General features: G+C 38.2%; 22 protein-coding genes and 4 tRNA genes. 14 read left to right on the forward strand and 12 right to left on the reverse strand.

The genetic code is table 11. The annotated features are described in order from the left end of the window. Positions 1-46 precede the first annotated feature (46 nt). Positions 47-1,219, reverse strand: a complete 1,173-nt coding sequence (locus tag MKL36_RS11815; protein ID WP_021510118.1) for an acyl-CoA dehydrogenase family protein — start codon at positions 1,217-1,219, stop codon at positions 47-49. Positions 1,220-1,406: 187 nt separating this feature from the next. On the opposite strand from MKL36_RS11815, the gene MKL36_RS11820 reads away from it, so the two are divergent. The 5 genes from MKL36_RS11820 to MKL36_RS11840 all read left to right on the forward strand — a co-directional run bounded on the left by MKL36_RS11820 (position 1,407) and on the right by MKL36_RS11840 (position 6,942). Beyond that, positions 1,407-1,664: an FAD assembly factor SdhE gene (locus MKL36_RS11820; RefSeq protein WP_001288210.1), complete on the forward strand. Its 258-nt coding sequence runs from the start codon at positions 1,407-1,409 to the stop codon at positions 1,662-1,664. 6 nt (positions 1,665-1,670) lie between these two features. Next, positions 1,671-2,060, forward strand: a complete 390-nt coding sequence (locus MKL36_RS11825) for a membrane protein (protein ID WP_000607071.1) — start codon at positions 1,671-1,673, stop codon at positions 2,058-2,060. A gap of 769 nt (positions 2,061-2,829) precedes the next feature. Next, a complete protein-coding gene (locus MKL36_RS11830) occupies positions 2,830-3,915 on the forward strand; it encodes a hypothetical protein (protein WP_000049106.1) in 1,086 nt (361 codons plus the stop codon). Between the two features lie 77 nt (positions 3,916-3,992). Next, complete coding sequence (gene rrtA / locus MKL36_RS11835) at positions 3,993-4,559, forward strand: rhombosortase (protein ID WP_000651536.1); 567 nt, start codon at positions 3,993-3,995, stop codon at positions 4,557-4,559. Between the two features lie 187 nt (positions 4,560-4,746). Continuing rightward, positions 4,747-6,942: a TRAP transporter large permease subunit gene (locus tag MKL36_RS11840; RefSeq protein ID WP_001158905.1), complete on the forward strand. Its 2,196-nt coding sequence runs from the start codon at positions 4,747-4,749 to the stop codon at positions 6,940-6,942. Positions 6,943-7,089: 147 nt separating this feature from the next. Here MKL36_RS11840 and MKL36_RS11845 read toward each other — a convergent pair whose 3' ends face one another. The 4 genes from MKL36_RS11845 to rnr form a co-directional block, all read right to left on the reverse strand. Continuing rightward, the gene (locus MKL36_RS11845) at positions 7,090-7,521 is read right to left on the reverse strand and encodes a hypothetical protein (RefSeq protein WP_270908990.1); all 432 of its coding nucleotides are present in this window, start codon (positions 7,519-7,521) and stop codon (positions 7,090-7,092) included. Between the two features lie 11 nt (positions 7,522-7,532). Then, positions 7,533-7,742 carry a YheV family putative zinc ribbon protein gene (locus tag MKL36_RS11850; protein WP_000745518.1) on the reverse strand — a complete coding sequence of 70 codons (210 nt, stop codon included), beginning with the start codon at positions 7,740-7,742 and terminating at the stop codon, positions 7,533-7,535. Positions 7,743-7,782: 40 nt separating this feature from the next. Continuing rightward, the gene (locus tag MKL36_RS11855) at positions 7,783-9,837 is read right to left on the reverse strand and encodes a M3 family metallopeptidase (RefSeq protein WP_021510972.1); all 2,055 of its coding nucleotides are present in this window, start codon (positions 9,835-9,837) and stop codon (positions 7,783-7,785) included. A gap of 133 nt (positions 9,838-9,970) precedes the next feature. Then, positions 9,971-12,388 carry a ribonuclease R gene (gene rnr, locus MKL36_RS11860; protein ID WP_031222688.1) on the reverse strand — a complete coding sequence of 806 codons (2,418 nt, stop codon included), beginning with the start codon at positions 12,386-12,388 and terminating at the stop codon, positions 9,971-9,973. 261 nt (positions 12,389-12,649) lie between these two features. Between rnr and MKL36_RS11865 the strand changes: the two genes are divergently transcribed. The 4 genes from MKL36_RS11865 to MKL36_RS11880 all read left to right on the forward strand — a co-directional run bounded on the left by MKL36_RS11865 (position 12,650) and on the right by MKL36_RS11880 (position 13,644). After that, positions 12,650-12,740 (forward strand) — tRNA-Ser (locus tag MKL36_RS11865). A gap of 10 nt (positions 12,741-12,750) precedes the next feature. Further along, positions 12,751-12,827: transfer RNA gene (locus MKL36_RS11870), tRNA-Arg, on the forward strand. A gap of 39 nt (positions 12,828-12,866) precedes the next feature. After that, positions 12,867-12,943, forward strand: a tRNA-Arg gene (locus MKL36_RS11875). Positions 12,944-13,050: 107 nt separating this feature from the next. Next, positions 13,051-13,644, forward strand: coding sequence for an HAD-IB family hydrolase (locus MKL36_RS11880; protein ID WP_001046674.1), 594 nt, complete (start codon positions 13,051-13,053; stop codon positions 13,642-13,644). A 59-nt stretch (positions 13,645-13,703) separates the two neighbouring features. On the opposite strand, the gene MKL36_RS11885 is transcribed toward MKL36_RS11880, so the two are convergent. Next, the gene (locus tag MKL36_RS11885; protein WP_021510970.1) at positions 13,704-16,070 is read right to left on the reverse strand and encodes a beta strand repeat-containing protein; all 2,367 of its coding nucleotides are present in this window, start codon (positions 16,068-16,070) and stop codon (positions 13,704-13,706) included. Positions 16,071-16,661: 591 nt separating this feature from the next. Between MKL36_RS11885 and MKL36_RS11890 the strand changes: the two genes are divergently transcribed. Further along, a tRNA-Arg gene (locus MKL36_RS11890) sits at positions 16,662-16,738 on the forward strand. A 121-nt stretch (positions 16,739-16,859) separates the two neighbouring features. On the opposite strand, the gene MKL36_RS11895 is transcribed toward MKL36_RS11890, so the two are convergent. Beyond that, positions 16,860-17,552, reverse strand: coding sequence for a nitroreductase family protein (locus MKL36_RS11895; protein WP_000007402.1), 693 nt, complete (start codon positions 17,550-17,552; stop codon positions 16,860-16,862). A 224-nt stretch (positions 17,553-17,776) separates the two neighbouring features. On the opposite strand from MKL36_RS11895, the gene MKL36_RS11900 reads away from it, so the two are divergent. After that, entirely contained in the window at positions 17,777-18,274 is a 498-nt protein-coding gene (locus tag MKL36_RS11900; RefSeq protein ID WP_000139385.1) for a YcxB family protein, read from the forward strand. A 39-nt stretch (positions 18,275-18,313) separates the two neighbouring features. Then, positions 18,314-18,955: a fumarylacetoacetate hydrolase family protein gene (locus MKL36_RS11905; protein ID WP_000857685.1), complete on the forward strand. Its 642-nt coding sequence runs from the start codon at positions 18,314-18,316 to the stop codon at positions 18,953-18,955. A gap of 75 nt (positions 18,956-19,030) precedes the next feature. On the opposite strand, the gene MKL36_RS11910 is transcribed toward MKL36_RS11905, so the two are convergent. Next, complete coding sequence (locus MKL36_RS11910; RefSeq protein ID WP_000747861.1) at positions 19,031-19,825, reverse strand: helix-turn-helix domain-containing protein; 795 nt, start codon at positions 19,823-19,825, stop codon at positions 19,031-19,033. 105 nt (positions 19,826-19,930) lie between these two features. Between MKL36_RS11910 and MKL36_RS11915 the strand changes: the two genes are divergently transcribed. Continuing rightward, a complete protein-coding gene (locus tag MKL36_RS11915; protein WP_021510969.1) occupies positions 19,931-20,845 on the forward strand; it encodes a DMT family transporter in 915 nt (304 codons plus the stop codon). Positions 20,846-20,865: 20 nt separating this feature from the next. On the opposite strand, the gene MKL36_RS11920 is transcribed toward MKL36_RS11915, so the two are convergent. Next, positions 20,866-22,113, reverse strand: coding sequence for a YihY family inner membrane protein (locus MKL36_RS11920; RefSeq protein WP_000893466.1), 1,248 nt, complete (start codon positions 22,111-22,113; stop codon positions 20,866-20,868). Between the two features lie 287 nt (positions 22,114-22,400). Here MKL36_RS11920 and wrbA point away from each other — a divergent pair, with 287 nt between their 5' ends. Beyond that, the gene (gene wrbA, locus MKL36_RS11925) at positions 22,401-22,994 is read left to right on the forward strand and encodes an NAD(P)H:quinone oxidoreductase (protein WP_021510968.1); all 594 of its coding nucleotides are present in this window, start codon (positions 22,401-22,403) and stop codon (positions 22,992-22,994) included. 52 nt (positions 22,995-23,046) lie between these two features. Here the strand turns inward: wrbA and MKL36_RS11930 are convergent, their stop codons facing one another. From MKL36_RS11930 to MKL36_RS11940, 3 genes are all read right to left on the reverse strand, one after another. After that, on the reverse strand, positions 23,047-23,622 hold the full coding sequence (locus MKL36_RS11930) for a xanthine phosphoribosyltransferase (RefSeq protein ID WP_000543071.1): 576 nt from the start codon (positions 23,620-23,622) through the stop codon (positions 23,047-23,049). A gap of 72 nt (positions 23,623-23,694) precedes the next feature. Next, a complete protein-coding gene (locus tag MKL36_RS11935) occupies positions 23,695-24,408 on the reverse strand; it encodes a DUF3108 domain-containing protein (RefSeq protein WP_000201544.1) in 714 nt (237 codons plus the stop codon). A gap of 157 nt (positions 24,409-24,565) precedes the next feature. After that, the gene (locus MKL36_RS11940; RefSeq protein WP_001193955.1) at positions 24,566-25,237 is read right to left on the reverse strand and encodes a hypothetical protein; all 672 of its coding nucleotides are present in this window, start codon (positions 25,235-25,237) and stop codon (positions 24,566-24,568) included. Positions 25,238-25,375: the final 138 nt, after the last annotated feature.

The raw sequence follows: 25,375 nt of genomic DNA on the forward strand, positions 1-25,375 counted from the left end.
TTGAAAATAAAAAGGAGGCTATAAGCCTCCTTTTTTATAGTAAAGATTAAAGAGTTCTAGAGATTAATTCTTTCATAATTTCATTGGTGCCTGCATAAATACGGTTTGCTCGGTGATCGATATAAGCGCGGGCAATTGGATATTCCAGCATATAGCCGTAACCGCCATGTAATTGAAGACATTCATCTACAACTTTTGAAAACATATCTGAAATTTTATATTTTGCAGCCGCTGCAGCTTCAACACTCAATTTTTCATCGAGTTGTAATTCCATACAACGATCTAAATAGGTACGGCAGAAATCTATCTCTGTTCTAAGTTCAGCAAGTTTAAAACGAGTATTTTGGAATGCTCCAATTGGTTTGCCGAATGCTTTACGATCTTTTGTATATTGAACAGTATGTGCAAATGCTGCTTCTGCCCCGGCTTGGCAGATAATAGCAACTAGCATACGCTCCCACGCTAATTCTTTCATGAGTATGATAAAGCCCATACCTTCCATACCTAAAAGATTTTCTTTAGGAACACGAACGTTATCAAAGAAGAGTTCACAGGTATCTTGGCCTTTCATACCAATTTTGTTAAGTGGTTTGCCTTTAGTAAAACCAGTACGGTCAGCTTCGACAATAATGAGTGATAAATTGGCAGATCCTTTATCACTATTCCCTGTTTTACAAACGACAATCGCCATATCACATAAATAGCCATTGGTAATAAATATTTTTGAACCATTAATGACATATTCATCGCCATCAAGAACGGCTGTTGTACGAACCGCTTGCAAGTCTGAACCTGTTCCCGGCTCGGTCATGGCAATTGCGGTAACCGTCTCACCAGTAGCCATTTTAGGGAGCCATTTCTGTTTTTGCTCTTCATTACCGAAGTTATTAATATAGTTGGCTACAATGTCGGAATGCAGTGAGAAACCTGTACTTGAGTCCATCGCATAGGCTTGTTCTTCAATAAGAATCATGCTGTATAGGCGATCGACACCTGAACCACCATATTGTTCTGGCATGGTGGTACAGAGTAAACCTAATGCACCAGCTTTATTCCAAAGATCTCGGTCAACATGTTGTTGTTTTTCATATTTTTCAATATTAGGTACAACTTCTTTCTCATAGAATTTACGTACCGTTTCCCGAAAAGCTTCATGTTCTTCATTAAATAAATGGCGAGGTAACATATTTGGAATGGGACGAATAGCACCAGATTGCATTGTATTTCTTCCTTGGTTTGGGCTTGATGTTATGAGCTAAACATAAGGGAAGCGACTAGACCTAACAATGTGATGAATGCTCATTTATGGCGGTGAAGTGATAAGTTTGGTCAATTTGATATTTTTAGCGAACTTTCTCATGTGATCAGGTAAACTAAGCGCACTATCAACGCAGATGGGGAAATAAATGTCTGAAGAAATGACCTTGGAAGAACGTAAAGTAATCTATCGCGCACGTCGTGGTTTAAAGGAAATTGATGTCTATTTTGACCCTTATGTGAAAAATTATTATTTAAAGGCAGACCCGGCAGAAAAAGCGTTGTTTGCTGAGTTGGTAGAACAGGAAGACCCTGATTTACTCGATTGGTTTATGGAAGTATCAGAACCACCACGTACCGAATTACGTGACTTTATCTATAAATTAAAACACTATGTTCATGGTTAATTTATTTTGATCAACCATTTGAATTTTAAGCTGAAATATAGTCGTTTTTCGATTATATTTCAGTTTTTTATTGGCTTAAGCTTAGCAATTCTATTTTATCAATTAATGCCGTTACTATGGTGGTTAGTTGTAATCAGCTTACTATTTATAAGCTTTATTTTCTTTTTAAAGCGTCCGCAGCTTGCAAAAATTGCCTATTTAGATAAAAAACTATGGTCGCTTGCTTATCACTCACAGAACACCATTTCTCGCGTCAAAATTTTAAAAATAATTGATTATCAGATTTTCATAGTGATCTACTTTGAAGGTCATAAAACACTAACTTCTATCATTTGGTTTGATCAAATGTCATTAGCAGAGTGGAAAAAGCTTAAAACTTTAGAAAAACTCTATTAATTGTTAGACAATTCTACATTTGTATATTTATTTAAAAATATTATTAATCAATATCTTATACTTTATTTCTTTTTGGGAAATTGAAATTGTCTAGTTAAAATACAGAAAAAACAGCAAGAAAGTTAATTGTCGGACAATTTCTCAATATGGTTACTATTCTATCGGTTAAAGTACAAACACCAACGTAAAGTGTGTCGGAGGTCTCAAATGGAGATGCCAACATGGTCGTTCTTGGTCATTGCCATAATTATGGCGGTGGTGATAGGAAGAGCAGGAACTTTACTCAGGGAACATCTTAACCGAGTTAATCTTAGCAAAGTTAAGAGACAGAGGATGCAAAGGTCATCGATCAGTCAATAGTCTAATTGGTTAATCGATTAATTTCATCAAGTGTCCAGTTTTTAACTGGGTGCGAATGTAGTAAGGAGGTCTCTCATGGAGATTTCAATGTGGATGTTTCTGTTGATTGCAGTAATTATGGCTGTAGTAGTAGGAAGAGCAGGAACTTTACTTAAGGATTATCTAGAACAACAATAATATAAGCCGTTAAAAGCTTATCCCAGTTAATAAGTAGCATGTGCTGAACCGTCGCAATGCTACTTTTTTTTGCCTAAAATTTTTGTTTCCCTGAAAAACTGTCAATTTTATCTGCTGTGAAGTGTGTCAAAGTATAAGCGCTACAATTAGAGTAATTACTCTTTTATTCAAGATATGCATCTGCTAATGTACATCTGAAAAGGAAAAAACAAATTACATCGAGGACAGGAAGATGTCTAAAGTCCAAAAAATATGCCAAGGTTTGGCGGTAAGTTTTCTTGCAGCTTCAGTTTTATCAGGTTGTTCATACGTCGTGAAAAGCGGAGCAAATGTTGCTTTAGGTTTTACGGAAAAGCACGTCGTTCCACCTATTTTGGCAATGCAAGATGCTGAAATGGTTTGTAATACTGGTAGTGCCTTAACTCCTGCAATCATGTCGACTAAAGGTATGGGTGCAGATCCTACTCGTGTTGCTGTTTTAATGTATGCTGCTTCAGGTGTATGCGCGGAAAACCAAGCATTAGAACAGGAGTTACGTTATTTGCGTGCTTCAAAAGCAGGGCAGGTAACAGAAGCTCAAGATGCACGTATTGCACAGAAGCGTTGGGCTGCAATTGCTGCTGAGCGACAATACGCAGGCTATAAGCTCTTTGCTGATCGTTGGGAATCTAAATATAAATATCATTTAGGTGACTCTTGTCCGACAATGCGTAGTGATATTGACCAAACTGTATATTTACTTGGGATGATTAGTGGTCTTCAAGCTGTGACCAACGACATTAACTCTGGCGGTTCTGTCAATGTTCCGAAAGATATTGCTGCTATTGTAGAGCGCGGTATGGTCTGCCTTGATAACCAAAAATTCTGGGGCGCACCAAATGCAACGCGCGCAGTGATCTGGACTTTATTACCAGGCGCTAATGAAGGGAAGCCTGATCCATATGAAACTTTAAAACAGTCCGTGCAAATTGGTGAACAAAAAGGTGTTCGTTTATCTCATGCATTATATGCCGTAGCTGCTCAAGCGAGTGGTGACGATGCCAAAATCCGTGATGCATTAAAAACTTATGCCGCATCTCAAGCAGATGACAAACCTGTCAATCCGAACTTTAAATTAATCGATAGTATGGCTGGTTTAATTGTGCGCGGTATTTCTGACCGTTACTGGACTGAGCATACTGGTGTTCGTACCGGTGATGACGGTATGTCTCATTTCTGGGATGAGAAAAACGAAGGCTCAGCTGAATTGGATGAGTTGTTTGATGGTGGAGCTGCATCGGAAGCCCCAGCTGACACAAAAACTGCACCTGCACAGTAAATAGATCTGAAGGAACTCACTCTTTACGGTTACTAACTCTAGTAATCGTAAGGAGGCTGGTTTAAAAGGAGTGTGCTATGAAAGATCATGTACTCAATAAAAAAGTGCTTTTGGTCGCAGGGTGCATTTCTGTTTCTGCATGTTTACAGGTGTTTCCGGATTATTTTATCTATTGGCGTGAAAGCTTACTCGGCGAGTTCTGGCGTTTATGGACAGCGCACTGGGTACATGTCGGATGGATTCACTTTCTTTTAAATATGATGGCATTTGCGTGTTTGCCTTTCATATTTCCCCATACCAAAGTGTGGCACATTTTAAGTCTTCTTTTTCTTTTACCACCTTTTATTAGCTTGGTGTTCTATTTTTATTTGCCCAATATCGATGCATATGCCGGCCTTTCTGGTGTACTCCATGGGTTATATACCGCAGTTGCTTTGGTTTACTTGCAATACCGTAAAGAGAGGAATTTTGCATTTCTGGTCTTAGGTTTAATTGTTGCAAAGTTAATTTGGGAAAATACATTTGGGCAAACAGGAACAGCCCAGCTCATTGGTAGTCCAGTTTTAACTGAAGCTCATCTATATGGGGCGATTGGTGGTGCAATCTTTGGAGGATGCTATTGGCTCATACAAAGATTCAAATAGAAAGATTGACAATACAAACTGTTAAAAAAGTGATTTTAGTCATTCTTTATTGATAAAGTTTGATGCAAATTTGATCGTTGAATAAAGGGATTGGTAGAAGGGGGATGGACGATACCCCTGACCAAGGAAATTGCATGACTCAAAGCCTTTGTTATGAGGGATTTGAGATAACAAAATTGGAATATTTATGCAAGAATATCAAGAAAAAAGATCTGGATTAGGTCTGCTGGGTTATATCTGGAATGAATGGATCTCAACATTCATTATCCTCATTTTACTATTGATGACGCTCATAATTGGTACCGGGGAAATGATCCACGGTCAATTATTACGTATCGGGGAACGTCTTTATGGTGACCCTGCTACAGGCATGCAATATTCATTCTTGCGTGCTGAGCCTGAAAAGCCGACTTGTGATCGACATCCGAATATTGATGCTCAAGTAAAAGAGCAGATGAAAGCAAATGCATCTGATGATTTTGCGAGCTTCTTTGGTGCTGCATCGGAAAGTGATGTCCGTGCGTCCTTACTAGCAGCACAGCAGCAATGTGAAGAAAAATATCAGGCTTACGACAAAACTATTAAATATATCGAAGCAAACCCGGGCGTACGTACTTATCGTGCGATCGAAACAGGTTTCTTTGGTATTTTTAAATTCGGTACAGAGAACCGTGCCATTTTACTGGTCTTTATGGTACTGATTTCAGCGATTACTGCATCATTGAAATATCACCATATTGGCTTGCGTAATCCAGCAACAAAAATAGATTACAAAGTGTATTCTCTATTTATGTTGATTGGTAATGCGCTACTAAGCTTCTCGGTCATTAGCCAGTATCGTTCAGTCATTAATTCCGGGGTAACACCTACTTATGAAACAGTAACGATTTACTGGATATGGATGATTCTGTTTGTTGTTCTGACCTTAATTAGTCTGTATCAACTATTTGTTTCACCTCCACCAAAACGTGAAGGCGGTAATATAGGTTTAGCCTTACTTTCTGTACCTTTATATGCCTATATGGCACTAATTACAGGTATTGTATTCACGTTCTTTATGGATTATCCAATGGGGCAAGGGATTTACCTTGGTTTATTGGTTGAGTTCTCGGGTATCTTCTTAAATCTTGCCTTATTTATTTGGGCGGGTATGTTACTCACGCAAACCCGTGTTATGGACTTGTTCTTAAATGTACTTCGTCCATGGAACTTGGCACCAGAAACCTTAACTTGGTTAATTCTGATTGCTGCTGCTGTACCGACTGCTTATACCGGTGCTTCGGGGATTTTCGTTATCGCGGCTGGTGCGATTATTTATAAGGAAGTTTGGAACGCAGGCGCTCGCCGTCAATATGCATTAGCTGTATCTGCAATGTCCGGTTCCCTAGGGGTGGTTGTACGTCCATGTCTCTTGGTCGTTCTAATTGCGATGTTGGATAGTCGTCATGTTACATCTGATGAATTATTCGGACATGGTATTTATGTCTTCTGGCTAACAGCATTTATTTTCTTGGGTGTATCTCTTTTATTGGCTGAAGAAAAGTTCCGTGTGAACTCGCCAAAAGTGGCACTACCAGGTATGGCACGAGCTTTCGTACCAGTTATTCCATATATCTTAATTACTGTAGTTGTCCTTGCATTTTATAAATATGCATTAGATACAGGAATGAATGAATTTACTGCACCAGTGATTCTGCCACTCGTGCTTATTGCGATGATTCTGTACGATAAAATGGTTATGCCTAAAGAGGCGCCAGCTTTAAATATTCATGAGGCGATTGTTCGTGAGCATGAAAAGAAATCACCATTCTTACAGACTCATGATCCGCATAGTTCACAGTTCCGTCTTGGTTTTGGTGGTGCATTACGTTTTGCGACATCAGAAACAGTGGGACATATCGGTGCCTTAATTATTTTGATGGCATTGTCTGCAAGTGTAGGTGGTTTAATTGAACGCTCTGAAGTGGTCGAATTATTACCAACTCATTTAGGCAGTATCTATATATCACTGGCATGTATTGCACTGTTACTTGCAATTATTGGTATGTGTACAGATCCATTTGGTGCCGTAATTTTAGTGGCAGCAACTATTGCTCCTGTAGCTTACGAAAATGGTATTCATCCAATTCACTTCTGGATGATTGTATTGGTCGCATTCGAATTTGGTTATGTAACGCCGCCAGTTGCCTTGAACCATCTATTAACGCGGTTATCCGTTGGTGATGATGAGGTGAATGCTGCCGATGCAGAAGCGAAAGAGAAGTACACAAGTTTCTACTACCGATATGAACGCTGGTTATTACCAATTATTGTCTTGTTCTCATCATTGGTATTGGTAACTTATGCACCACTAATACTGAAATTATTTGGTTGGTATAAGTAATTTAAATATATAAGCCGAGCAAAAACACTCTCTTTAAGAGGGTGTTTTTTTATGTGGTAGTTATTTTGAACATATAAATTTTTAGTAAATAAAAAGCTAGCTCAGAGTGAACTAGCTTTTTGCATCATATCTAGAGTTAAACAAATACTATTGTTGTTTAACTTGGGCCTCAAGAAGCTTCACTTGCTCTTCTTTTAGCTTAATAAGTTGATCTGCATCAGCATGTTGAGCTTTTAGAGTCGCTTCCTGATCTTGCAATTGACGATGAATGTCATTGAGTTTAGACACTTCTTCTTTAGCTAAAGATTCTTGAGCAGGGATTGGTTGCTTGAGCACATCTTCATTCACAAGTTGCTGTGAGTTAGCGGTTTGTGTTTTAACTACGGGTTCCGAGCTTTCAGAGGGTTTTGCAGTTTTTTCAGGAGCTGGTACCGAGGCTGGTTGTGGATCAACCATTGGCGCTGATGTTTCAGTTTTTTTGAAAAACCATTGTGCTGCGAAAAAAAGCACGACGAGAATGCTTAAGCCCCCAATTAAAATCCACAATAGTTTTGAGTTTTGTTTTCTTTGTAGTGGCATGTCTAAGACCTTTAGTCAGAACGACGAGGCTTGAACTGTATTACCCCAATTTCATCAGGTATAGCGGGCGTTTCAGGCTCATCAATATGAGTCGGACGATTTTCGCTATAACCGCATTCGATACATTCAATCCATTCGTCTTCAGCGGTGGTTAGCATGACAATCCGATCTATGGCTTCACATTTTGGACATTTAGCCCCAGCAATGAAACGTTTCTTCATCTTTATCACCCTAACCACACGATCAATTTAGGCCCATAGTTTAAGCGGTTTTGTTATCGTTCGTCCAACCTTGATGACGTAACAATGCATCAATTTTTGGCTCACGACCGCGGAAATTCACAAATGCTTCAAGAGCAGTATCTTTCCCACCCACCGCTAAAATTGCCTGACGGAATTCTTTACCCGTTTGAGTATTGAAAATACCTTCATTTTCAAAACGGTCAAAGGCATCACTTGCTAAAACTTCTGCCCATTTGTAAGAGTAGTAACCTGCTGCATAGCCGCCTGCAAAAATATGACTAAAGCTATGTTGGAAACGGTTGTAGTCGACGGTTGGAACTACTGCATATTGTTTGCGAATATCATTTAAGGTCTGCTGAATTTGCTCACTATTCAACGCAGGAGTTTTGGTGTGAATAGTTAAGTCAAATAATGCAAATTCAAGCTGACGTAAAGTTTGCATACCAGACTGGAAGAAACGTGCATTTAATAAAGCATCAAGTAACTCTTGAGGTAAGGTCTGCTTGCTCTCAATATGCTCACTTAAAACATCAAGACTTTCTTTATCCCATGACCAGAATTCCATAAACTGACTTGGTAACTCGACTGCATCCCAAGCAACGCCGTGAGTACCTGCAACTGAGATATTATCTACTTCAGTAAGCATATGGTGTAAGCCATGACCAAACTCGTGGAATAAGGTAATGACTTCATCATGGGTGAGTAAGGCTGGTTGGTTGCCTACAGGTGGAGTGAAGTTACACACCATATAGCAAATTGGTTTTTGTAAACCATGAACAGTTTGCATACGTGAGCGGAAACCACTCATCCATGCTCCACCACGTTTCCCTGTGCGCGCATATAAATCAAAGAAGAAGCCGCCAACAACTTCACCTTGGTCTTCTAACTCAAAATAACGTGCATCTGGATGCCAAACAGGAGCTTCACGTTCAACGATGTTAATACCATATAGACGCTGTACGATCTGGAATAATCCCTGAATCACTTTTGGTGCAGGGAAGTAAGGTTTTAAAGCTTCCTGTGATAAGTTGAACTGTTGTTGTTTAAGCTTTTCAGAATAGTAAGTGGTATCCCAAGGTTTAAGCTCATCAATACCATCTTGTTTGGCAATAGCTTGGAGTTCGGCAACTTCCTGAAGTGCAGGGGTACGTGCATGTTCAGCTAGGTCGACCAAAAAGTCATGAACTGTTTTGACATCAGGAGCCATTTTGCTGGCAAGAGAATATTCAGCATAGTTATTAAAACCGAGTAGTTTTGCCATCTCTTGGCGAAGACTCAGGATTTCTTCCATAATTTTACTGTTGTCAAATTCTGTTTGCTCAGACTGATCTGATGCACGTGTGACATAAGCTTTATAAAGCTCTTCTCGCAAGGCACGATCATCGGCATAGGTCATGATGGCAAAATAAGCTGGGAAATCTAAAGTTGCGACTGCTTGGTCAAGCTCACGCTGTTTGCCGTACTGTTTTAATAACTCAACATTACTTTCTGGAAGACCTTTTAATTGATCTTCTGTCAGTGGTTTAAAATAAGCCTGTGTCGCATCAAGTACATGGTTTGAGAAGTCAGAAGAAAGCTGTGAAAGACGTGCAGAAATTTCAGCGTAACGTTTTTTCTCTTCACCCTCTAAAGCGACACCAGAAAGTTTAAAATCACGTAAAGCGAGACGGATGGCACTTTGTTGTGCAGGGCTTAGCGTTGAATAGCTCTGACCATCATGAATGAGTTGATAGGTCTGATATAACGCCGTGTGTTGTCCAAGCTGAGTGTAATATTCACTTAAAGCGGGTAATAGTGATTGATAGACTTCCCTGGTTTCAGCATTGTTCATCACAGCATTTAAATGTGACAACACTCCCCATGATTCACTGAGGTTATTTTCAAGTGCATCAATTTGTTCAAGTACGGCAAGTTGCTGGTCTGTCTCGGATGGTGCAGCCGTAAGGGTGTTTAAAAACTCTTGTCCTGCTTGGATCGCCTGTTGAATATCTTGTTTTAAATTATCTAATGTAATTTGATCAAAGCGGGGAGTAGGTAGAGTCGCTTGCTGTAAAGTCATTGCTAATAGCCACATTATTTTTTAAACATAGTATTAGATGTAGGTATTGTTAGGCAGGAAATCAAGCTTAATTTAAAAAATAAACGTTTTAAAAACATTAAGCCCCCATTTTGGGAGCTTAATCATAATTAATGCAAATACCTATGAATTAGTCAGCCTTAGACTTGGCGTTTGACTTTTTCTTTTTAGGTTTCGCTTTTTTCTTTACTTTTTCTGGTTTGGCCTCTGCTTTTGTAGAGATTTTCTTACCAGACTTTTTACTATATGAACTTGGTTTGCCTTTTTCCTTCTTTTTACGGACAGGTTTTTCACCATCAGTTGATACAGATGGTTTACCAAAAACTTCTTCTGTTGCTTGTGTGCTAGTTTTGGTTGTGCGTGGAGCACGACTACGAACTACACGTCCAGCATGAGTAACTTGTTTAATGAGTTGGAAATCGATTTTACGCTCTTCTAAATTTACACCAGCAACTTGAATTTTAACTTCGTCGCCTAAACCGAAGACTTGACCACGATTTTGTCCAATGAGGTTTTGACTTGCTTGATCGTAAATAAAGAAATCATCGCCAAGTTGGCTAATGTGAATCATGCCATCAACATAAAGATCTTTAAGAGTAACAAATAGGCCAAATTCAGTTACCGCACTCACAATACCAATGAACTCATCACCTAAATGTTGTTGCATATAGTGACATTTCAACCAAGTCGTTACGCTGCGGGATGCTTCATCGGCACGGCGTTCTGTTTGAGAGAAATGTTCACCTGCATCATCTAAAGCTGCACCGGAAAGTGGGTAAGGCTTTTGTTTTAGATGAGCTTTAATTGCACGATGTAACAATAAGTCCGGGTAGCGGCGAATTGGTGAAGTGAAATGTGTATAAGCTTCATAAGCTAGACCATAGTGACCTGCATTTTTGGCACCATAGTAAGCTTGCATCATTGAGCGTAATAACACGGCGTGAATGCTTGGCGCATCAATACGGTCTTTAGTTGCCTCAATAACTTTTTGATAATCTGCCTGAGTTGGTTGGTCAGGGAAAGGTAAACCCAATAGTTTTACAAAATCTTTTACTTTTTGAATACGTGAGAATTCAGGTGCCTCATGTACACGATACAACATCGGAATATCATGTTCTAAGGCATATTCTGCTGCTGCTACATTGGCAAGCAACATACACTCTTCAATAAGCTTATGAGCATCATTACGTGTACGAGGTAAAATTTCTTTAATTCCACCTAACTCGTCAAAGGTCATATAAGTTTCAATGGTTTCAAACTCCATTGCATGACGATCAACACGTAAGTTTTTCAAAATCTGGTAAAGCTGGAAAAGTGTATTTAGCGATTTATGAATATCACGATCTTTTGGAATTGCATCAGTTGCACCTTCAAAATATTGTCCTACTTGTGTATAGGTCAAACGTGCTTTTGAATGCATGACTGCCGGATAAAATTCATAACCTGTAACACGACCCGTACGAGAAAGTTTTAGGTCACAGACCATGCATAGACGATCTACGTGTGGGTTAAGTGAGCACAATCCATTTGATAATGCTTCTGGTAGCATTGGTAAAACAAAATGTGGGAAATAAACCGAAGTGCCGCGCTCTTCAGCTTCTTCATTTAATGCCGAATCTAAACGTACATAATGGCTCACATCGGCAATTGCAACAACAACTCGGTAACCACCACCAGGACGTTTTTCCGCATATACTGCATCATCGAAATCTCGCGCATCTTCACCATCGATTGTGACAAGTGCCAAGTCTCTTAAATCAACTCGACCTTCGCGATCTTGTTCAGCAGGTTCTTTGAAACTTTCAGCTTCTTTTATAACTTCATCTGGAAATTCGTAAGGCAAACCAAACTCTAAAATGGTTTGCGGAATAATAATTTCAGTATCGGCTTTATCTGCCATAGACTGAATAATATGTGCCGTTGCAAATTCTTCCCGGGTTGGGTAAGTGTCTATAGCAACACGAAGCATATCGCCGACATTTGCTTTAGCATGTTCAACCAACTCTTTTTCTAGTGGGATAGGTTGGTGCTGATTTGGATTGTTAGGCTGAATAAAATATTCGCCGTCATGTACCGACAATTTACCAATTAACTGTTTTACACGATGCTGTATAACTTCGGTAATGAAACCCCACGGTTTACCTTTGCGATCTACCGATGTCTGCCGAACACGGACCCGATCACCATTAAAGACTAAACGTAACTCACGCTCAGGTAATAACAAATCATCTTGACCATCAATATGTGCTGTACCCAAACCTTTACTATTAATATAGACAGTTGCTTCATAGGTAGGTTGGTCTGCCACCAACTGAAACTTAAAACCATCCTTCATAAGTTGGCCATCACGAACCATAGCACTTAAGCGATGACTTAAGGCTTCAATACTTTTCTGATCTTGAATATGAAAATGGTCAACAAGTTCTGCATGAGATTGCGGTGTTTGCAATTGTTCCAACGTATCTAAAATAAGAGTACGGCTTGGAATAGGATTGTCATAACGTTCAGCTTCAGCTTTTGCTTCGGGGTCAACCCAGTTTTTTGTCATGTCGTTTGGTTTCATGCTTGGCAGATAGGTTTAGCATAAGACATGCAGACCAGAACTGCACGTTCAGGTTTGCAATAATGTGTTATGCACTACTGTGTTGAAATAAAGAAATAATATCTATCTTAACAAGCGTTTGATTGAAAAAGGCGAAAAGAATACGAAAATTGTTTAAAAAATATTTAATTGAACGAAAAAACAAGAAAATTTCAGTATCATGACTTGAACAATGTAGTTTTAGTTTGTATTATGGCGGCTCGTTCCGGTGAGGTGGATGAGTGGCTGAAATCACTTCCCTGCTAAGGAAGCATACCTATTACTGGTATCGAGGGTTCGAATCCCTCTCTCACCGCCATTTACTTAATGCGCTCATAGCTCAGCTGGATAGAGCACTTGGCTACGAACTAAGGGGTCGGGAGTTCGAATCTCTCTGAGCGCACCAAGTAAAATCGAACGAATCGCTGAAAAGCACACAAGTTACGCGCTCATAGCTCAGCTGGATAGAGCACTTGGCTACGAACTAAGGGGTCGGGAGTTCGAATCTCTCTGAGCGCACCAACTTGAAGAATTAACCGCTTTTATAGCGGTTTTTTTGTATCTGCTGTTTATTAATTTTTAAAAATCTAAATTTTATAACTTTTTAATTATATTAGAGATAACGATAAATGAATCTGGCTTTATTCGATTTTGATGGCACGATCACCCATAATGATACCTTCAGTTTATTCCTTAAATTTTCTTTGAGTAAAAAAACTCAAATATTAGGTGGCATCCGTCTTGCACCTTATATAGCGGGTTATAAGCTTGGGTGGGTAACGGATAAAACGATCCGTACTAAGCTCTGCCAAGTGGGATATATCGGCTATGATGCAGCTTCTTTGATATACAAAGGACAAGAGTTTGCTAAAAAAGTAATTCCTTCCTGTATTCGTGAAAATGCTTTAGAACGCATTCTCTGGCATAAACAACAGGGAGATCAGGTTGTTGTTGTATCTGCTTCATTAAGTGTTTACTTGGAAAGTTGGTGTAAATCTTTAGATCTGGATGTTATCTGTAATCAACTTGAAATAGATAATGGTATTTTGACAGGTTGTTTTATTGATGGTGATTGTGGTTATTTAGAAAAAGTAAATAGAATAAAAAATAAATATGACTTAACTCAATATTCTATAATCTATGCTTATGGTGATACACCTAATGATTATGCAATGTTGGAGTTAGCTCATAGAAAATATTATAAATGGCAAGAGATTAATTAATATTTAAAAATATATTAAAAAAGAAAGCCACTTATATAAAGTGGCTTTCTTTGTAATTATTAAACAGTATTGAATGAGTTTTCTAGGAAGTTATCAGTAAGTAATGATGTCGGTACGATCGTATGCGTTGTATTTGTTACGCTAGATACTGTAGAAGTTACACCACCGAGTAAGCTACCACCAGTTAATCCGCCTAGCAAATTAGAAATAACATCTAAACTGCCTTCACCAGTAACACCACCCGTTAAGCTTCCAACGATATCCGTTACGATACCGATAGGGTTGTCTGTACCGCCAGTAACACCACCAGTTAAACCGCCGAGCAGATCAGTGACTACGCCAAGCGGACTATCGCCACCTACGCTACCAGTTAAACCGCCGAGAAGGTCAGTGACTACACCAAGCGGACTGTCGCCGCCTACGCTACCAGTTAAACCACCAAGTAAATCAGATACTAATCCTAGTGGGCTATCTCCGCCAGTTACGCCACCAATAGTTCCTGTTACTCCGCCAATGATTTCAGTTACTAAACCAGTTGCAGTTGTACCATTTGTAATAAGCGTATCGAGAATACCGGTAGCCGATTCAGTAGCGCCTTGAATATCACCGCCGACTAAATCAGAAACAACTTCAAGAGCGCCGTTGACTGTGTCACGAGACGTTTCGAAAGTTAATGTGCCAAGGTCTGCAATTTCAGAAACTGGATGCTCAGCTTGAGGTAATACACCGATAATAGTGTCGGCTACTGTATCAATACCAGTGTTAATAATTTCAGTTTTTAGGCTTTCAACGCCTTGAAGAATATCGATGCCGCCTTGAACAACATCGATTACTGGAGAAATAGGAGATGTTCCACCACCAATAATGCCACCCGTAACACCACCGATAATGTCAGTTACTACACCAAGAGGATTGTCACCGCCAATACCGCCAGTAACACCACCGATAATGTCAGTCACTACACCAAGCGGATTATCACCGCCGATACCGCCAGTAACACCACCGATGATGTCAGTTACTACGCCAAGAGGATTGTCACCGCCAATACCACCAGTAACGCCGCCGATAATGTCAGTTACTACGCCAAGAGGGTTATCACCGCCGATACCACCAGTAATACCACCGATGATGTCAGTTACTACACCAAGCGGATTGTCACCACCGATACCACCAGTTACGCCGCCGATAGTACCTGTTACGCCACCAAGAATATCAGTCACAATACCAGTCGCTGTTGAACCATTCTGAATAAGTGTTCCTAGAATACCGGTTGCATTTTCAGTAGCACCTTGAATATCGCCACCGACTAAATCAGAAACAACTTCAAGAGCACCATTGACTGTGTCACGAGACGTTTCGAAAGTTAATGTGCCAAGGTCTGCAATTTCAGAAACTGGATGCTCAGCTTGAGGTAATACACCAATAATAGTGTCGGCTACTGTATCAATACCAGTGTTAATAATTTCAGTTTTTAGGCTTTCAACGCCTTGAAGAATATCGATGCCACCTTGAACAACATCAATAACTGGCGAAATAGGAGATGTACCGCCACCAATAATGCCACCGGTTACGCCGCCGATAATATCAGTTACTACGCCAAGAGGGTTATCACCCCCAACACCACCAGTTACACCGCCAATAATATCTGTAATCACTTCAAGTGGGTTGCCATCAACACCGCCAGTTACGCCACCAATAACATCAGTAACACTTCCAGCCACACCAGTAACAATACCTGTAGCAGTTGTGCCATTTGTAATAAGCGTATCGAGAATACCGGTCGCTGATTCAGTAGCGCCTTGAATATCACCACCGACTAAATCAGAAACAACTTCAAGAGCACCATTGACTGTGTCACGAGAAGTTTCAAAAGTTAATGTGCCAAGGTCTGCAATTTCAGAAACTGGATGCTCAGCTTGAGGTAATACACCAATAACTGCATCAGCTACAGTTTCAATGCCTGTATTAATAATTTCAGTTTTTAAGCTTTCAACGCCTTGAAGAATATCAATGCCGCCTTGAACAACATCGATTACTGGAGAGATTGGAGAAGTTCCGCCGACAACACCACCCGTTACTCCGCCGATAATATCAGTAACAACTTCAAGAGGGTTGCCTGTAACGCCACCCGTTACGCCGCCAATAATATTGGTTACAGTATCAATTGGGTTTGTAGACCCTACAGTACCTGTTACGGTACCAACTACATTAGAAACTAAGTCTGTGGTTGTATTTGAAACTGTATCGGTTACAGTTGAAATCACATTAGAAAGTAAGCCTGTTGTTGAAACATTAGCAATGTTGATATCAGAAACATTTACATTAACAGAGGAACCTGTGTTTACTACAGGGGTTATTGATACAATATTACCCAGGTCCTGAGTAACTTTTGATATTGAAGAGACGAGATTTTTCAGTAAGAACATGGTGGTCTATTTCCTGTGTATTTATGTATTTTTAAGTAAGTATTTATATATTGCGTTACGCAATTATTGAGATATGTATCGCAATAATTAAAAATTAGTATTGTGTAGATCTCAAAAAGTGTCAATGCATATTTCTACTCAAATAAATTGATACTTATAATATTTTGACAATTAGTTATTCTTTAGATTTAGACATAAAAATAATAATTTTTTTTATAATATATTCTTTATAGATGAATACATTTTTTCTTTATTTTTTTATTATTTTTTATGAATATTAAAGCTAACTAATTTTATTTATAAAAAGACTTTTGCTTAAGTAGAAATATTTTATTTATATAATCCTGACTAAAAAACTAGACTTTTGCTCCTGTCAATTTGGCCAAAATGCCCAAATTAGATACGAGAAATAGAGAACTTTAATTGAAAAAAAATATTTCAAATACATTTTATAGGCAATCATCTCGACTTTTTTGAAGCTAATCTACTTAAATATTCCATTATGGCTAAGAACTAGACGCTTGATGACAAAAAGATGAAAAATGTCTTTCTAAAATGAAAAAACTGCGTATAATGCCCTCCATCAAGTACGCGCTCATAGCTCAGCTGGATAGAGCACTTGGCTACGAACTAAGGGGTCGGGAGTTCGAATCTCTCTGAGCGCACCACTTGAAGAATTAACCGCTAGATATAGCGGTTTTTTTGTGCCTATTTTTTATATTTTTTTAATAAAGAAAGCTGGTACTTGTGATAACCAGCTTTAAAAAAATCTAAATTCGAACCTATTTATTAGCCGAATGTTTTGAAGCGGCTTTCATCATCAATAAAAGCTTTTTCGCCTGCTGCGCCTTCAATAGAACCAAAAACTAGCTGAGCTCTTAGTTTCCATTCTGCTGGGATATTAAATGAGGTATTAATTTTCTCATCAATAATTGGATTGTAGTGTTGCAATGAAGCACCAATATTTTGTTCAGCTAATACATTCCAAACTGCAAATTGAGCAATGGCTGTTGAATGTTCTGACCAGATCGGAAAATTATCGGCATAAAGTTCAAATTGCTCTTGTAAGCTTTTAATAACGCTCTGGTCTTCATAAAACAGAACTGTACCTGCGCCTGCTGCAAAGCTTTGAATTTTTTGTTGTGTTCCAGATACCGCTTCAGTTGGGATAATGGTTTTTAAAACTTCTAGAACTGTATTCCAGAATTTATGATGAGATTGTTCAAATAAGATCACAGCGCGAGATGATTGAGAGTTAAAAGCTGAAGGGCTGTGTCTTATTGCTTCTTGAATTAACTTTTCAATCTCATCATTTGATTGGCTTAAGTTATTGCCAATTGCATAAATAGAGCGGCGGTTTTTAATAAGTTCTATAAAAGAGGTTTCATTTGAAGGTTCTAGCTCTTTAGCAGCTTTCAAAGCCACATCTTCTTGAGCTGTTGTTTTTTGTTTGAAGCCAAATAGTTTTGCAAAGAAAGACATGACGAATTCCACGAAAAGAGACAATAGAAGCATTCTATAAATTTAAAAATATGAAATAAGCCTTATAAATATGAATCTACGTTCTATATATGAAACGCATAAGTAGCTTGTACTAATAAAAGCTTTACAGTTAAAGCAAAAATAAAAAATCACTTTTGATTCATTTTAAAGCGTAGATGAATATGCTCTAATAGTTTCGATTTATTCAATATTGATACATTGTGATGACCGAGCAAAAAAGCGCTTTATCTTTACGTTATTATTTAAATTTAGAAGAGTCTCAAGACGGATTTGGCTTGGTGACATTCGGAAAGAAGCAATTCACACGGTTTTTGACACCTGTTATTAGTATTGCAATTATTATTTGGGGCTTATATTTAGGCTTTTCAGGTGTTGGCCGCTACTATGTTGCTTTAGGCGTTTTCTTCTTGGTTATGCAAGGTCTAATGCGCTACTGGCTTTTACCTATGATGTTTAAACGTCAATTTGTACGTTATCAATTTGGTAAGAGCGAGCAAGGAATCGATTTATATCAAGATTATTTTGAGCTCTATGCTGCTGGGCGTAAACAAGCTGTACAGTATAGTGAAGTGCAGACTTTTGCTAAAGGCAAGCTGACTTATATGCTTGAGCTTAAAAATAAAACGGTCATCATTGTACCGAAACGTGCATTTGCTCAGGCTTCAGATCAAACTATATTTGAAAATACATTTAAGAAATAAGTTATTGGAATTATTAGCCGCAACAATAAAGGAAGCTTCATGAAAACACGTCCTTCAAAAATCGTTTGTGTGGGCAGAAGTTATGCTGATCATGTAAAAGAACTGAACAATGCAATGCCAGGACGTCCGGTGTTATTTATCAAACCACCAAGTAGTTTGATTGGTTTAGATGAAGGCATTTCATGGAATCCTGCGTGGGGTAGTTGTCATTTCGAATGCGAATTTGTTTTACGCATTGATCAGCCACTAAAAGGAGAAACTGATCCGCAAAAAGTATTGCAGGCTATTGGTGCAGTGACTTTAGGGTTGGATTTAACATTACGTGACTTACAAAATGAGTTAAAAGATAAAGGCCAACCTTGGGAAAGAGCAAAGGCTTTTGATGGTTCATGTGTGCTTGCAGACTGGGTAGATGTAAGTGAAATTACGAACTGGGAAGAGACTAGATTTACTTTCCATATTAATGATGAATTACGTCAAGACGGTAATACTGCTTTGCTCATGTTTAATATTGCTTATCTTTTAGTAGATATTAATCAGGTGTTCTCACTTGAGCCAGGCGATGTCATTATGACGGGTACACCCGCAGGTGTAGGGCCATTAAATGCTGGCGATCAGCTAAAAATGACTTTGAAAGGGGCTACTCAAGATTTTGTTTGGGAAACTTTTGTTAAAGCATAATTTTATTTAAGTTATTAAACTTTAAACCCTATTATTAAACGGATAATAGGGTTTTTTATTATACTCAAAATTAATTTATTGATAGAGCTTTCGGAACTGGTCTGGGGTAAAACCCATCCAACGTTTAAACATATAAATAAATGCCGATGCGCTGGCATAGCCCAAATCAAAAGCGATACTTTCTATGGTTTTTCCTTGATTAAGCATGGTCATTGCTTTCATTACTTTTAATCGTTGCCTCCATTCATGTAAAGACATTCCCAGCTCTTTTTGACTGTAACGTGCCAATGTTCTTTCAGTCATATTTATTCGTTCAGCTAATTCTTGCAAGGTGCTGTTATCGGCAGGGCATTGATGTAAATCATTTAGAATTTTTGCTAAAGCTGGATGATCTGTTGTAGGTAAATAACTACCCACTAATTCAGCCTGTATGAGTTGATCTAATAAAACTTGGAGTAGGCGTATATATTCGACTTGGGTTTCATCTTGTGGGTTTTGCCTCAAGTGATCGAGTAAAGCAGGTACAAGTGGGGACGTTAATAATATACCAGCTTTCTGCGGTAACTTTTGGCACAGACTTTCATGAACATATAAAGTTGCATGAGTCACTTCGTTGCGGTTAATACCACTGTGTTTGGTATAAGGAGGAAGCCAAATACCATAAGGTGGCGGGGTTAAATAATTAATTTGATCAATATTAACTTCGAGTACACCACTAAACGCATAAATAAACTCACCCCATGCATGCGCATGTTGAGGATAAACCGTTTCTGCGGGTGCATTACGAACACGGAACCAAAGCAAATCAGGAATTGCGTTATGAGCCGGAATTTCCTGAAAATCCTGCACACGTTGAGCTGATTTTTTCATCTTTGAAAATTGCCTGAAATTACTTATGTCTTGTCTGTTTTTCACTATATCATTTAAATAAGACAGTTCTATAGTCAGATTTTTCGCTATAAATAAAGGTGCTAAATGGAAGAGCGCAAAAATCTGGATACCAGAGCTTCGGCTTTAATGGTGCTTTTATGTATGGTCTTAGGGCTGCAACAGGTGGTTCTGAAAATAGCAGCACCAGATATTTCGCCGATTATGCAAATCGCTTTACGTTCCGGCTTATCTGCTGTTCTAGTTTTACCTTTATTGTGGCGAGATCATTCGATTCATCTATTTTCTTATAGACAATGCAAAGCTGGCGCTCTTGTTGCTTTATTTTTTTCATTAGAATTTTATTTCGTCACCCAAGCCTTAAAGTTTACCTCTACCTCTCATACAGTAGTTTTACTGTATACCGCTCCAATTTTTGTTGCATTAGGGCTCCATTGGAAATTTCCTACTGAACGTCTGAATCGAGCGCAATGGGGGGGTATTGCTCTGGCTTTTATGGGGATCATTATCACATTTTACCCAACAAGCACAGCTACAAATGCGCCAGCTCTAGCACAAGTTTTGTTAGGCGATTTATATGCACTTATGGCTGGGCTTGCATGGGCACTCAGTACAATTATTGTTCGTTTATCTCCTTTAGCTCAAGCGCCAGCAACTCAAACATTGTTTTATCAACTATTTGGCTGTTTTGTTCTACTCTTACTAATCGCTTTTTTAACAAATCAAACAACAATTCATTTCACCACTTTAGCGATCTTAAGCTTAAGCTTTCAAACTTTAATCGTATCTTTTGCAAGTTTACTATTATGGTTTTGGTTATTAAGAAATTATCTTGCATCACGATTAGGGGTATTTTCTTTTTTAACCCCATTATTTGGTGTGTTATTTAGTATTTTGTTATTAGAGGAAAAACTAGAAATTAAATTTATTTTTGGAAGTATTTTAGTGTTGTCAGGAATTGTCATTATGAGTCTAAAGCAGGGCAAAGCTAAAAGCAGCTAAGCCCTGACTTTAGTTGAGTATTATTTCTCTTCAAAAATTGTTGAAAGTGGAATAGAGAGCTTTGCAGCTAAATAATCATTAGACTCTACTAAAGCTGGGCCAATTTTTTCCATCCATTCGTCATCATCATGAACATTTGATACATCCTGACGTAAAGGTAATGGATAAGGCAGTGCAGTGAAGAAGCTCCAAAAGTCGACTTGAGATAAATTGCGGACCAAAACATATTCATCCTTATCGGTACGTTTAACCAGATTTTGCTCTTCTAGTAAGAGAACATAAGCAGGCCAGCGACCAACTTCACCACGACCTAAAATTTCTAATGCTTCTTTATCACTTACGCTTTCACCAAGTTTTTGCTTTTTATAGAACAATTCCAAGATATCGAGCAGCATTAAAACCGGATGTCTTTTTTGCTCTTTGCCTGAATGAAAAGCGGTAAGAGCAAAACTTACCTCGACACCAAGCAATACAATATTCCAAGATAAGAAGACCCATAATAGGAAAATAGGTACTGCTGCAAACGCACCATATATGATTTCATAACTGGTGAAATTTGACATAACAAAGCTAAATAAATTTTTGAGTGTCTCAAATAATGCAGCACTTAAGCATGCAGCAATTGCTGCTGCATATAGGGGAACTGTGCGGTTGGGAATAGTCCAATATAAAATAAAAAAACCTAAAATTGTGAGAACAAAAGAAATAAGCCAGAGTAAAAAGGCGCCATCAAGTTGATAACCTGTGAAGTTATTGCTCAATAAATTCATGGAAGCAACAGTTGATGAAATAACAAATGCACTGCCTAAAATAATTGGACCAAGTGAAATAATGGTCCAGTAACGCATAAAGCCTACAATACCGCTACGGGTTTCTTTTACTCGCCATATTCGGTTAAAAACGGTTTCAATTGAAGTAAGCATTAAAACTGTTGTGACAAAGAGGAATAGCACACCAATTACAGTTAAATTACTGGACTTTTCGGTAAAAGCATTAAGAGCTTTATCAAAAGCAATCGTACTTTTAGGCAAAAAATTACTGTAGATTAAGTGCTGTAACTGTTGTCTAGCAGGTTCCAATGCCTTAATTGAAGAAATAATAACTAAAAATACCGTTAACATAGGTACAACGGCAAAAAGAGTCGTATAGGTGAGGGAGCCGGCTTGTTCACGGCAACGATCCGCTTCAAAACGCTTAATTACGAATAAAATAAATTGAAACCAGGTCTTGTTATAAAAAGGAAGCTTCTTCAAAAAACGTTCTAACATGCGTCATCTATCCCGATTTTTTTAATCATGATGTGGGTGATTGATCTTCACCAGTGTATTCGGTTGAGAACACTATCGTTGATGTGGGTAAACTTTAACCTAAAGAATAAAAAAGTATTCTGAAAGTTCTGTATGTATCATCGTAACAAAAGGTAGTAAAAAGCTTTTACCGATATTTGTTACTGTGCCCTTAAAAATCAATCACCTCTAGAATTTCATAAAATTGGCTACGCCAAAAAAACAAAAAATACCGTATAGTGTTCTTTTTAACAAAATTCGTGAAACCGATGCAACCTTACATTCTTGTGCTTTATTACAGTAAATATGGTTCAACTAAAGAAATGGCGCACCTTATTGCGAATGGTGTTGAATCGGCAGGTGTGAATGTAAAAATTCGCACAGTACCTAATATTGCAACAGTGGTAATAGAAGCTGAGCCAAGCATTCCTGAAGAAGGTGATATTTATTGTACTTTGGAGGAACTGGCCAATTGTGCTGGCTTAGCGCTAGGGTCTCCAACTCGCTTTGGTAATATGGCAAGCGAAATGAAATATTTTTGGGATCAGACCACAAGCCTTTGGTTAAATGGTGCTTTACATAATAAGCCAGCATGCGTTTTTACTTCTTCTGGTTCAATGCATGGTGGGCAAGAAAGTACGTTATTAACAATGTTACCTCCATTATTTCATCACGGTATGATGATTTTAGGATTACCAAACTCTATTCCGGCTTTGTCGAATACTAAAACAGGTGGGACTCCCTATGGCGCAAGCCACGTGAGTGGTCCAAGACATGACCAAAGTTTAAGCCAAGATGAAAAAATTTTATGTGAAGCACAAGGGAAGCGCTTAGGCGAAATCGTAAAAAAACTTCATTCTTAAATTTATGGCAATAAAAAAGAGCGGGTTTCCGCTCTTTTTTATTTAAACTATTTTATTCTTTTACAAAAGTTACTGTGCCATCAGCAAGTGATTGAACGCGTGCTAATGACTCAACGCGGTAACCTTTTTCAAGTAATAAATCACGGCCTGGTTGGAATGATTTTTCAATCACAATACCCACACCTACAACTTCTGCATTTGCTTGATGAATTAAGTCAATCAAACCAAGCGCAGCTTGACCATTTGCTAAGAAGTCATCAATTACTAAGGCTTTGTCGCTTGAGTTGATGTGCTTATTTGAAATGGCAATGGTACTTTCTGTCTGTTTAGTGAAACTAAACACTTTAGCGCGGTATAAATCGTCTTTTAAAGTAAGCGATTGATATTTGCGAGCAAAAATCACAGGTACACCAAGTTCTAAACCTGCCATGATTGCTGGCGCAATACCTGAAGCTTCAATGGTAATAATCTTGGTAATCCCTGCATCTTTAAAGCGAGCGGCAAATTCTTTACCAATCTGCTGCATGAGTACAGGGTCAATTTGGTGATTTAAGAAAGCGTCGACTTTCAACACTTGATCAGATAGAACGATACCTTCTGTTAAGATTTTCTGTTCTAGTGCGTGCACGGGAGAATCCTCTAGACGGATGCTTTTTAAAGCAAATGCGTATTTTAAAAAGCATCCGAAAAAATGCAAGCTTTAATTCGTTTTACCTGTATAACTTGTTAATAACAAACCATAAGATGTTTTGCCATCAATATGACTTACCTTGACTGGAAGGTAGTCTAATTTCGGTGCTAGCCAGAAAATTGTGCTGCGCTCAGGTTTCTTATGTTGTAAAACAACTTTCACGGTATCGAATGTGCCATAAGAGGTTTTAATTTTCTCGTTGCCTTGTTTAACAAAACGACGATTTTCAACTTCTTTTGCATCGGCTAGTGGGTAAGACGATTTAAGTGAACCATTTTTTAAATCTTCACGAATCTGTAATTCTGCATTTAGCTCATCAAGCACACCTGCCTGCCAAGCGAATGAGCGCGCTTTATCGTCTTTTTTCGTGCTAATAGTCTTATTGCCAGGATTAAAATTAATACTCATGGTGTTGTTATGGATCAAAATTTTACTGGTACGACTAAAGCTTTGTGAACCAATTTTACCGTTTGCAAAACTAAATTTACTTGTTTCACTTGCAGAAGCGATTCCACCTGCTTTTGCTGTGAATTGATAAGTCCAGTTATTGCCTTGTTGACTCAATGCACGTGTCGCTGAACCCATACCTTTATTATTGTAGGTAAACTGATAATTTGCCTGAAATGGGCTCATGGCAAGTGCATGGCTAGAGAAACCTGCGATAAGCAAAGTTGTCGAAATACCAGTTGCGATGCTGAATGATTTCAGAAATTTTGTTGCCATAAGTAAATATCCTTGTACAGACTGATAGGTCAGTGCTCATGCATCTATGACTTTTGCATATTATGCCTGTTGATCATGGAGAAAAAATCAGGATTTATGCTAAATATGTAATCTCTTTGTGTTTTTTAACAGTGTATTTCTTTAGTTCATACCGTTGTTATACATCTTTTTGCTGTATTGGCGTAATTTCAGTGTCTCCAAGTTCATCTTCAAAATCATCATCTTGATCACGGAAAAGTAAAGCAGCGAGATTAACATTACCAAAGACAACTAATTCTGCTTCACGTACTCGTGCATAGTTGATATGAACCTTGCCTAAAGTTTCAATAATACTGGCCTTTTTAGCAAACCAACGGTTAAGGTCTAAGAAGATCAGGTCATCTTTTTCTTGGGCTACATCAAATCGCTCCAGAATCATGCCTAATGGATCTTTTTTTAGAATTTTGTGATAGTAAAAAATAGCCGCTTTTACAGCAATTTTTTGCCAGAAATTTTTATATTTAGCTTCTACAATTTGCGTGTTACTAATTTGCTCAAAAACAATAAGTTGTTGTTCTTTATTAAATTCCATCTGGATAAGTTTTAAGTCGACCGACAAAGTGGTCTCTAAACCTTTAACATGCATTGTGGCATAGAGTCTTAACCAGTCATGATAAAGATCTGCATGTAGATCATCTAAAAACTCGACATTATTAGTCACGTAGCGTTCTAAGGTCGCATTTAGAAAAGTTTGCGATAATGTAAAATCTCTTTCTTCCTCAATGAAGGCTTCAGCTTTTCGGTAGACTTTATGAAGACGTTTGACTAATGAGGAAAATAGCGTTTGCATAAAAGAACTTCCAGAAGATGATTTACTAAAGAATCCACACAATCTTTATTATGATAAAAAACAGGTTTTGATATTGCAGTGTAACAAATTTAATTGATACATTTTGACAAAATGAAAATGGATAAATATCAATATTTG

Source organism: Acinetobacter sp. AOR12_HL (assembly GCF_027855275.1).
In the GTDB taxonomy this organism is placed as follows: Bacteria; Pseudomonadota; Gammaproteobacteria; order Pseudomonadales; family Moraxellaceae; genus Acinetobacter; species Acinetobacter baumannii.

Excerpts from the sequence above, each read along its gene's own strand:
- MKL36_RS11815 (WP_021510118.1), bottom strand. The coding sequence starts at position 1,219 with ATGCAATCTGGTGCTATTCGTCCCATTCCAAATATGTTACCTCGCCAT.
- MKL36_RS11820 (WP_001288210.1), top strand. The coding sequence starts at position 1,407 with ATGTCTGAAGAAATGACCTTGGAAGAACGTAAAGTAATCTATCGCGCA.
- MKL36_RS11830 (WP_000049106.1), top strand. The coding sequence starts at position 2,830 with ATGTCTAAAGTCCAAAAAATATGCCAAGGTTTGGCGGTAAGTTTTCTT.
- rrtA (WP_000651536.1), top strand. The coding sequence starts at position 3,993 with ATGAAAGATCATGTACTCAATAAAAAAGTGCTTTTGGTCGCAGGGTGC.
- MKL36_RS11840 (WP_001158905.1), top strand. The coding sequence starts at position 4,747 with ATGCAAGAATATCAAGAAAAAAGATCTGGATTAGGTCTGCTGGGTTAT.
- MKL36_RS11845 (WP_270908990.1), bottom strand. The coding sequence starts at position 7,521 with ATGCCACTACAAAGAAAACAAAACTCAAAACTATTGTGGATTTTAATT.
- MKL36_RS11850 (WP_000745518.1), bottom strand. The coding sequence starts at position 7,742 with ATGAAGAAACGTTTCATTGCTGGGGCTAAATGTCCAAAATGTGAAGCC.
- MKL36_RS11855 (WP_021510972.1), bottom strand. The coding sequence starts at position 9,837 with ATGTGGCTATTAGCAATGACTTTACAGCAAGCGACTCTACCTACTCCC.
- rnr (WP_031222688.1), bottom strand. The coding sequence starts at position 12,388 with ATGACAAAAAACTGGGTTGACCCCGAAGCAAAAGCTGAAGCTGAACGT.
- MKL36_RS11880 (WP_001046674.1), top strand. The coding sequence starts at position 13,051 with ATGAATCTGGCTTTATTCGATTTTGATGGCACGATCACCCATAATGAT.
- MKL36_RS11885 (WP_021510970.1), bottom strand. The coding sequence starts at position 16,070 with ATGTTCTTACTGAAAAATCTCGTCTCTTCAATATCAAAAGTTACTCAG.
- MKL36_RS11895 (WP_000007402.1), bottom strand. The coding sequence starts at position 17,552 with ATGTCTTTCTTTGCAAAACTATTTGGCTTCAAACAAAAAACAACAGCT.
- MKL36_RS11900 (WP_000139385.1), top strand. The coding sequence starts at position 17,777 with ATGACCGAGCAAAAAAGCGCTTTATCTTTACGTTATTATTTAAATTTA.
- MKL36_RS11905 (WP_000857685.1), top strand. The coding sequence starts at position 18,314 with ATGAAAACACGTCCTTCAAAAATCGTTTGTGTGGGCAGAAGTTATGCT.
- MKL36_RS11910 (WP_000747861.1), bottom strand. The coding sequence starts at position 19,825 with ATGAAAAAATCAGCTCAACGTGTGCAGGATTTTCAGGAAATTCCGGCT.
- MKL36_RS11915 (WP_021510969.1), top strand. The coding sequence starts at position 19,931 with ATGGAAGAGCGCAAAAATCTGGATACCAGAGCTTCGGCTTTAATGGTG.
- MKL36_RS11920 (WP_000893466.1), bottom strand. The coding sequence starts at position 22,113 with ATGTTAGAACGTTTTTTGAAGAAGCTTCCTTTTTATAACAAGACCTGG.
- wrbA (WP_021510968.1), top strand. The coding sequence starts at position 22,401 with ATGCAACCTTACATTCTTGTGCTTTATTACAGTAAATATGGTTCAACT.
- MKL36_RS11935 (WP_000201544.1), bottom strand. The coding sequence starts at position 24,408 with ATGGCAACAAAATTTCTGAAATCATTCAGCATCGCAACTGGTATTTCG.
- MKL36_RS11940 (WP_001193955.1), bottom strand. The coding sequence starts at position 25,237 with ATGCAAACGCTATTTTCCTCATTAGTCAAACGTCTTCATAAAGTCTAC.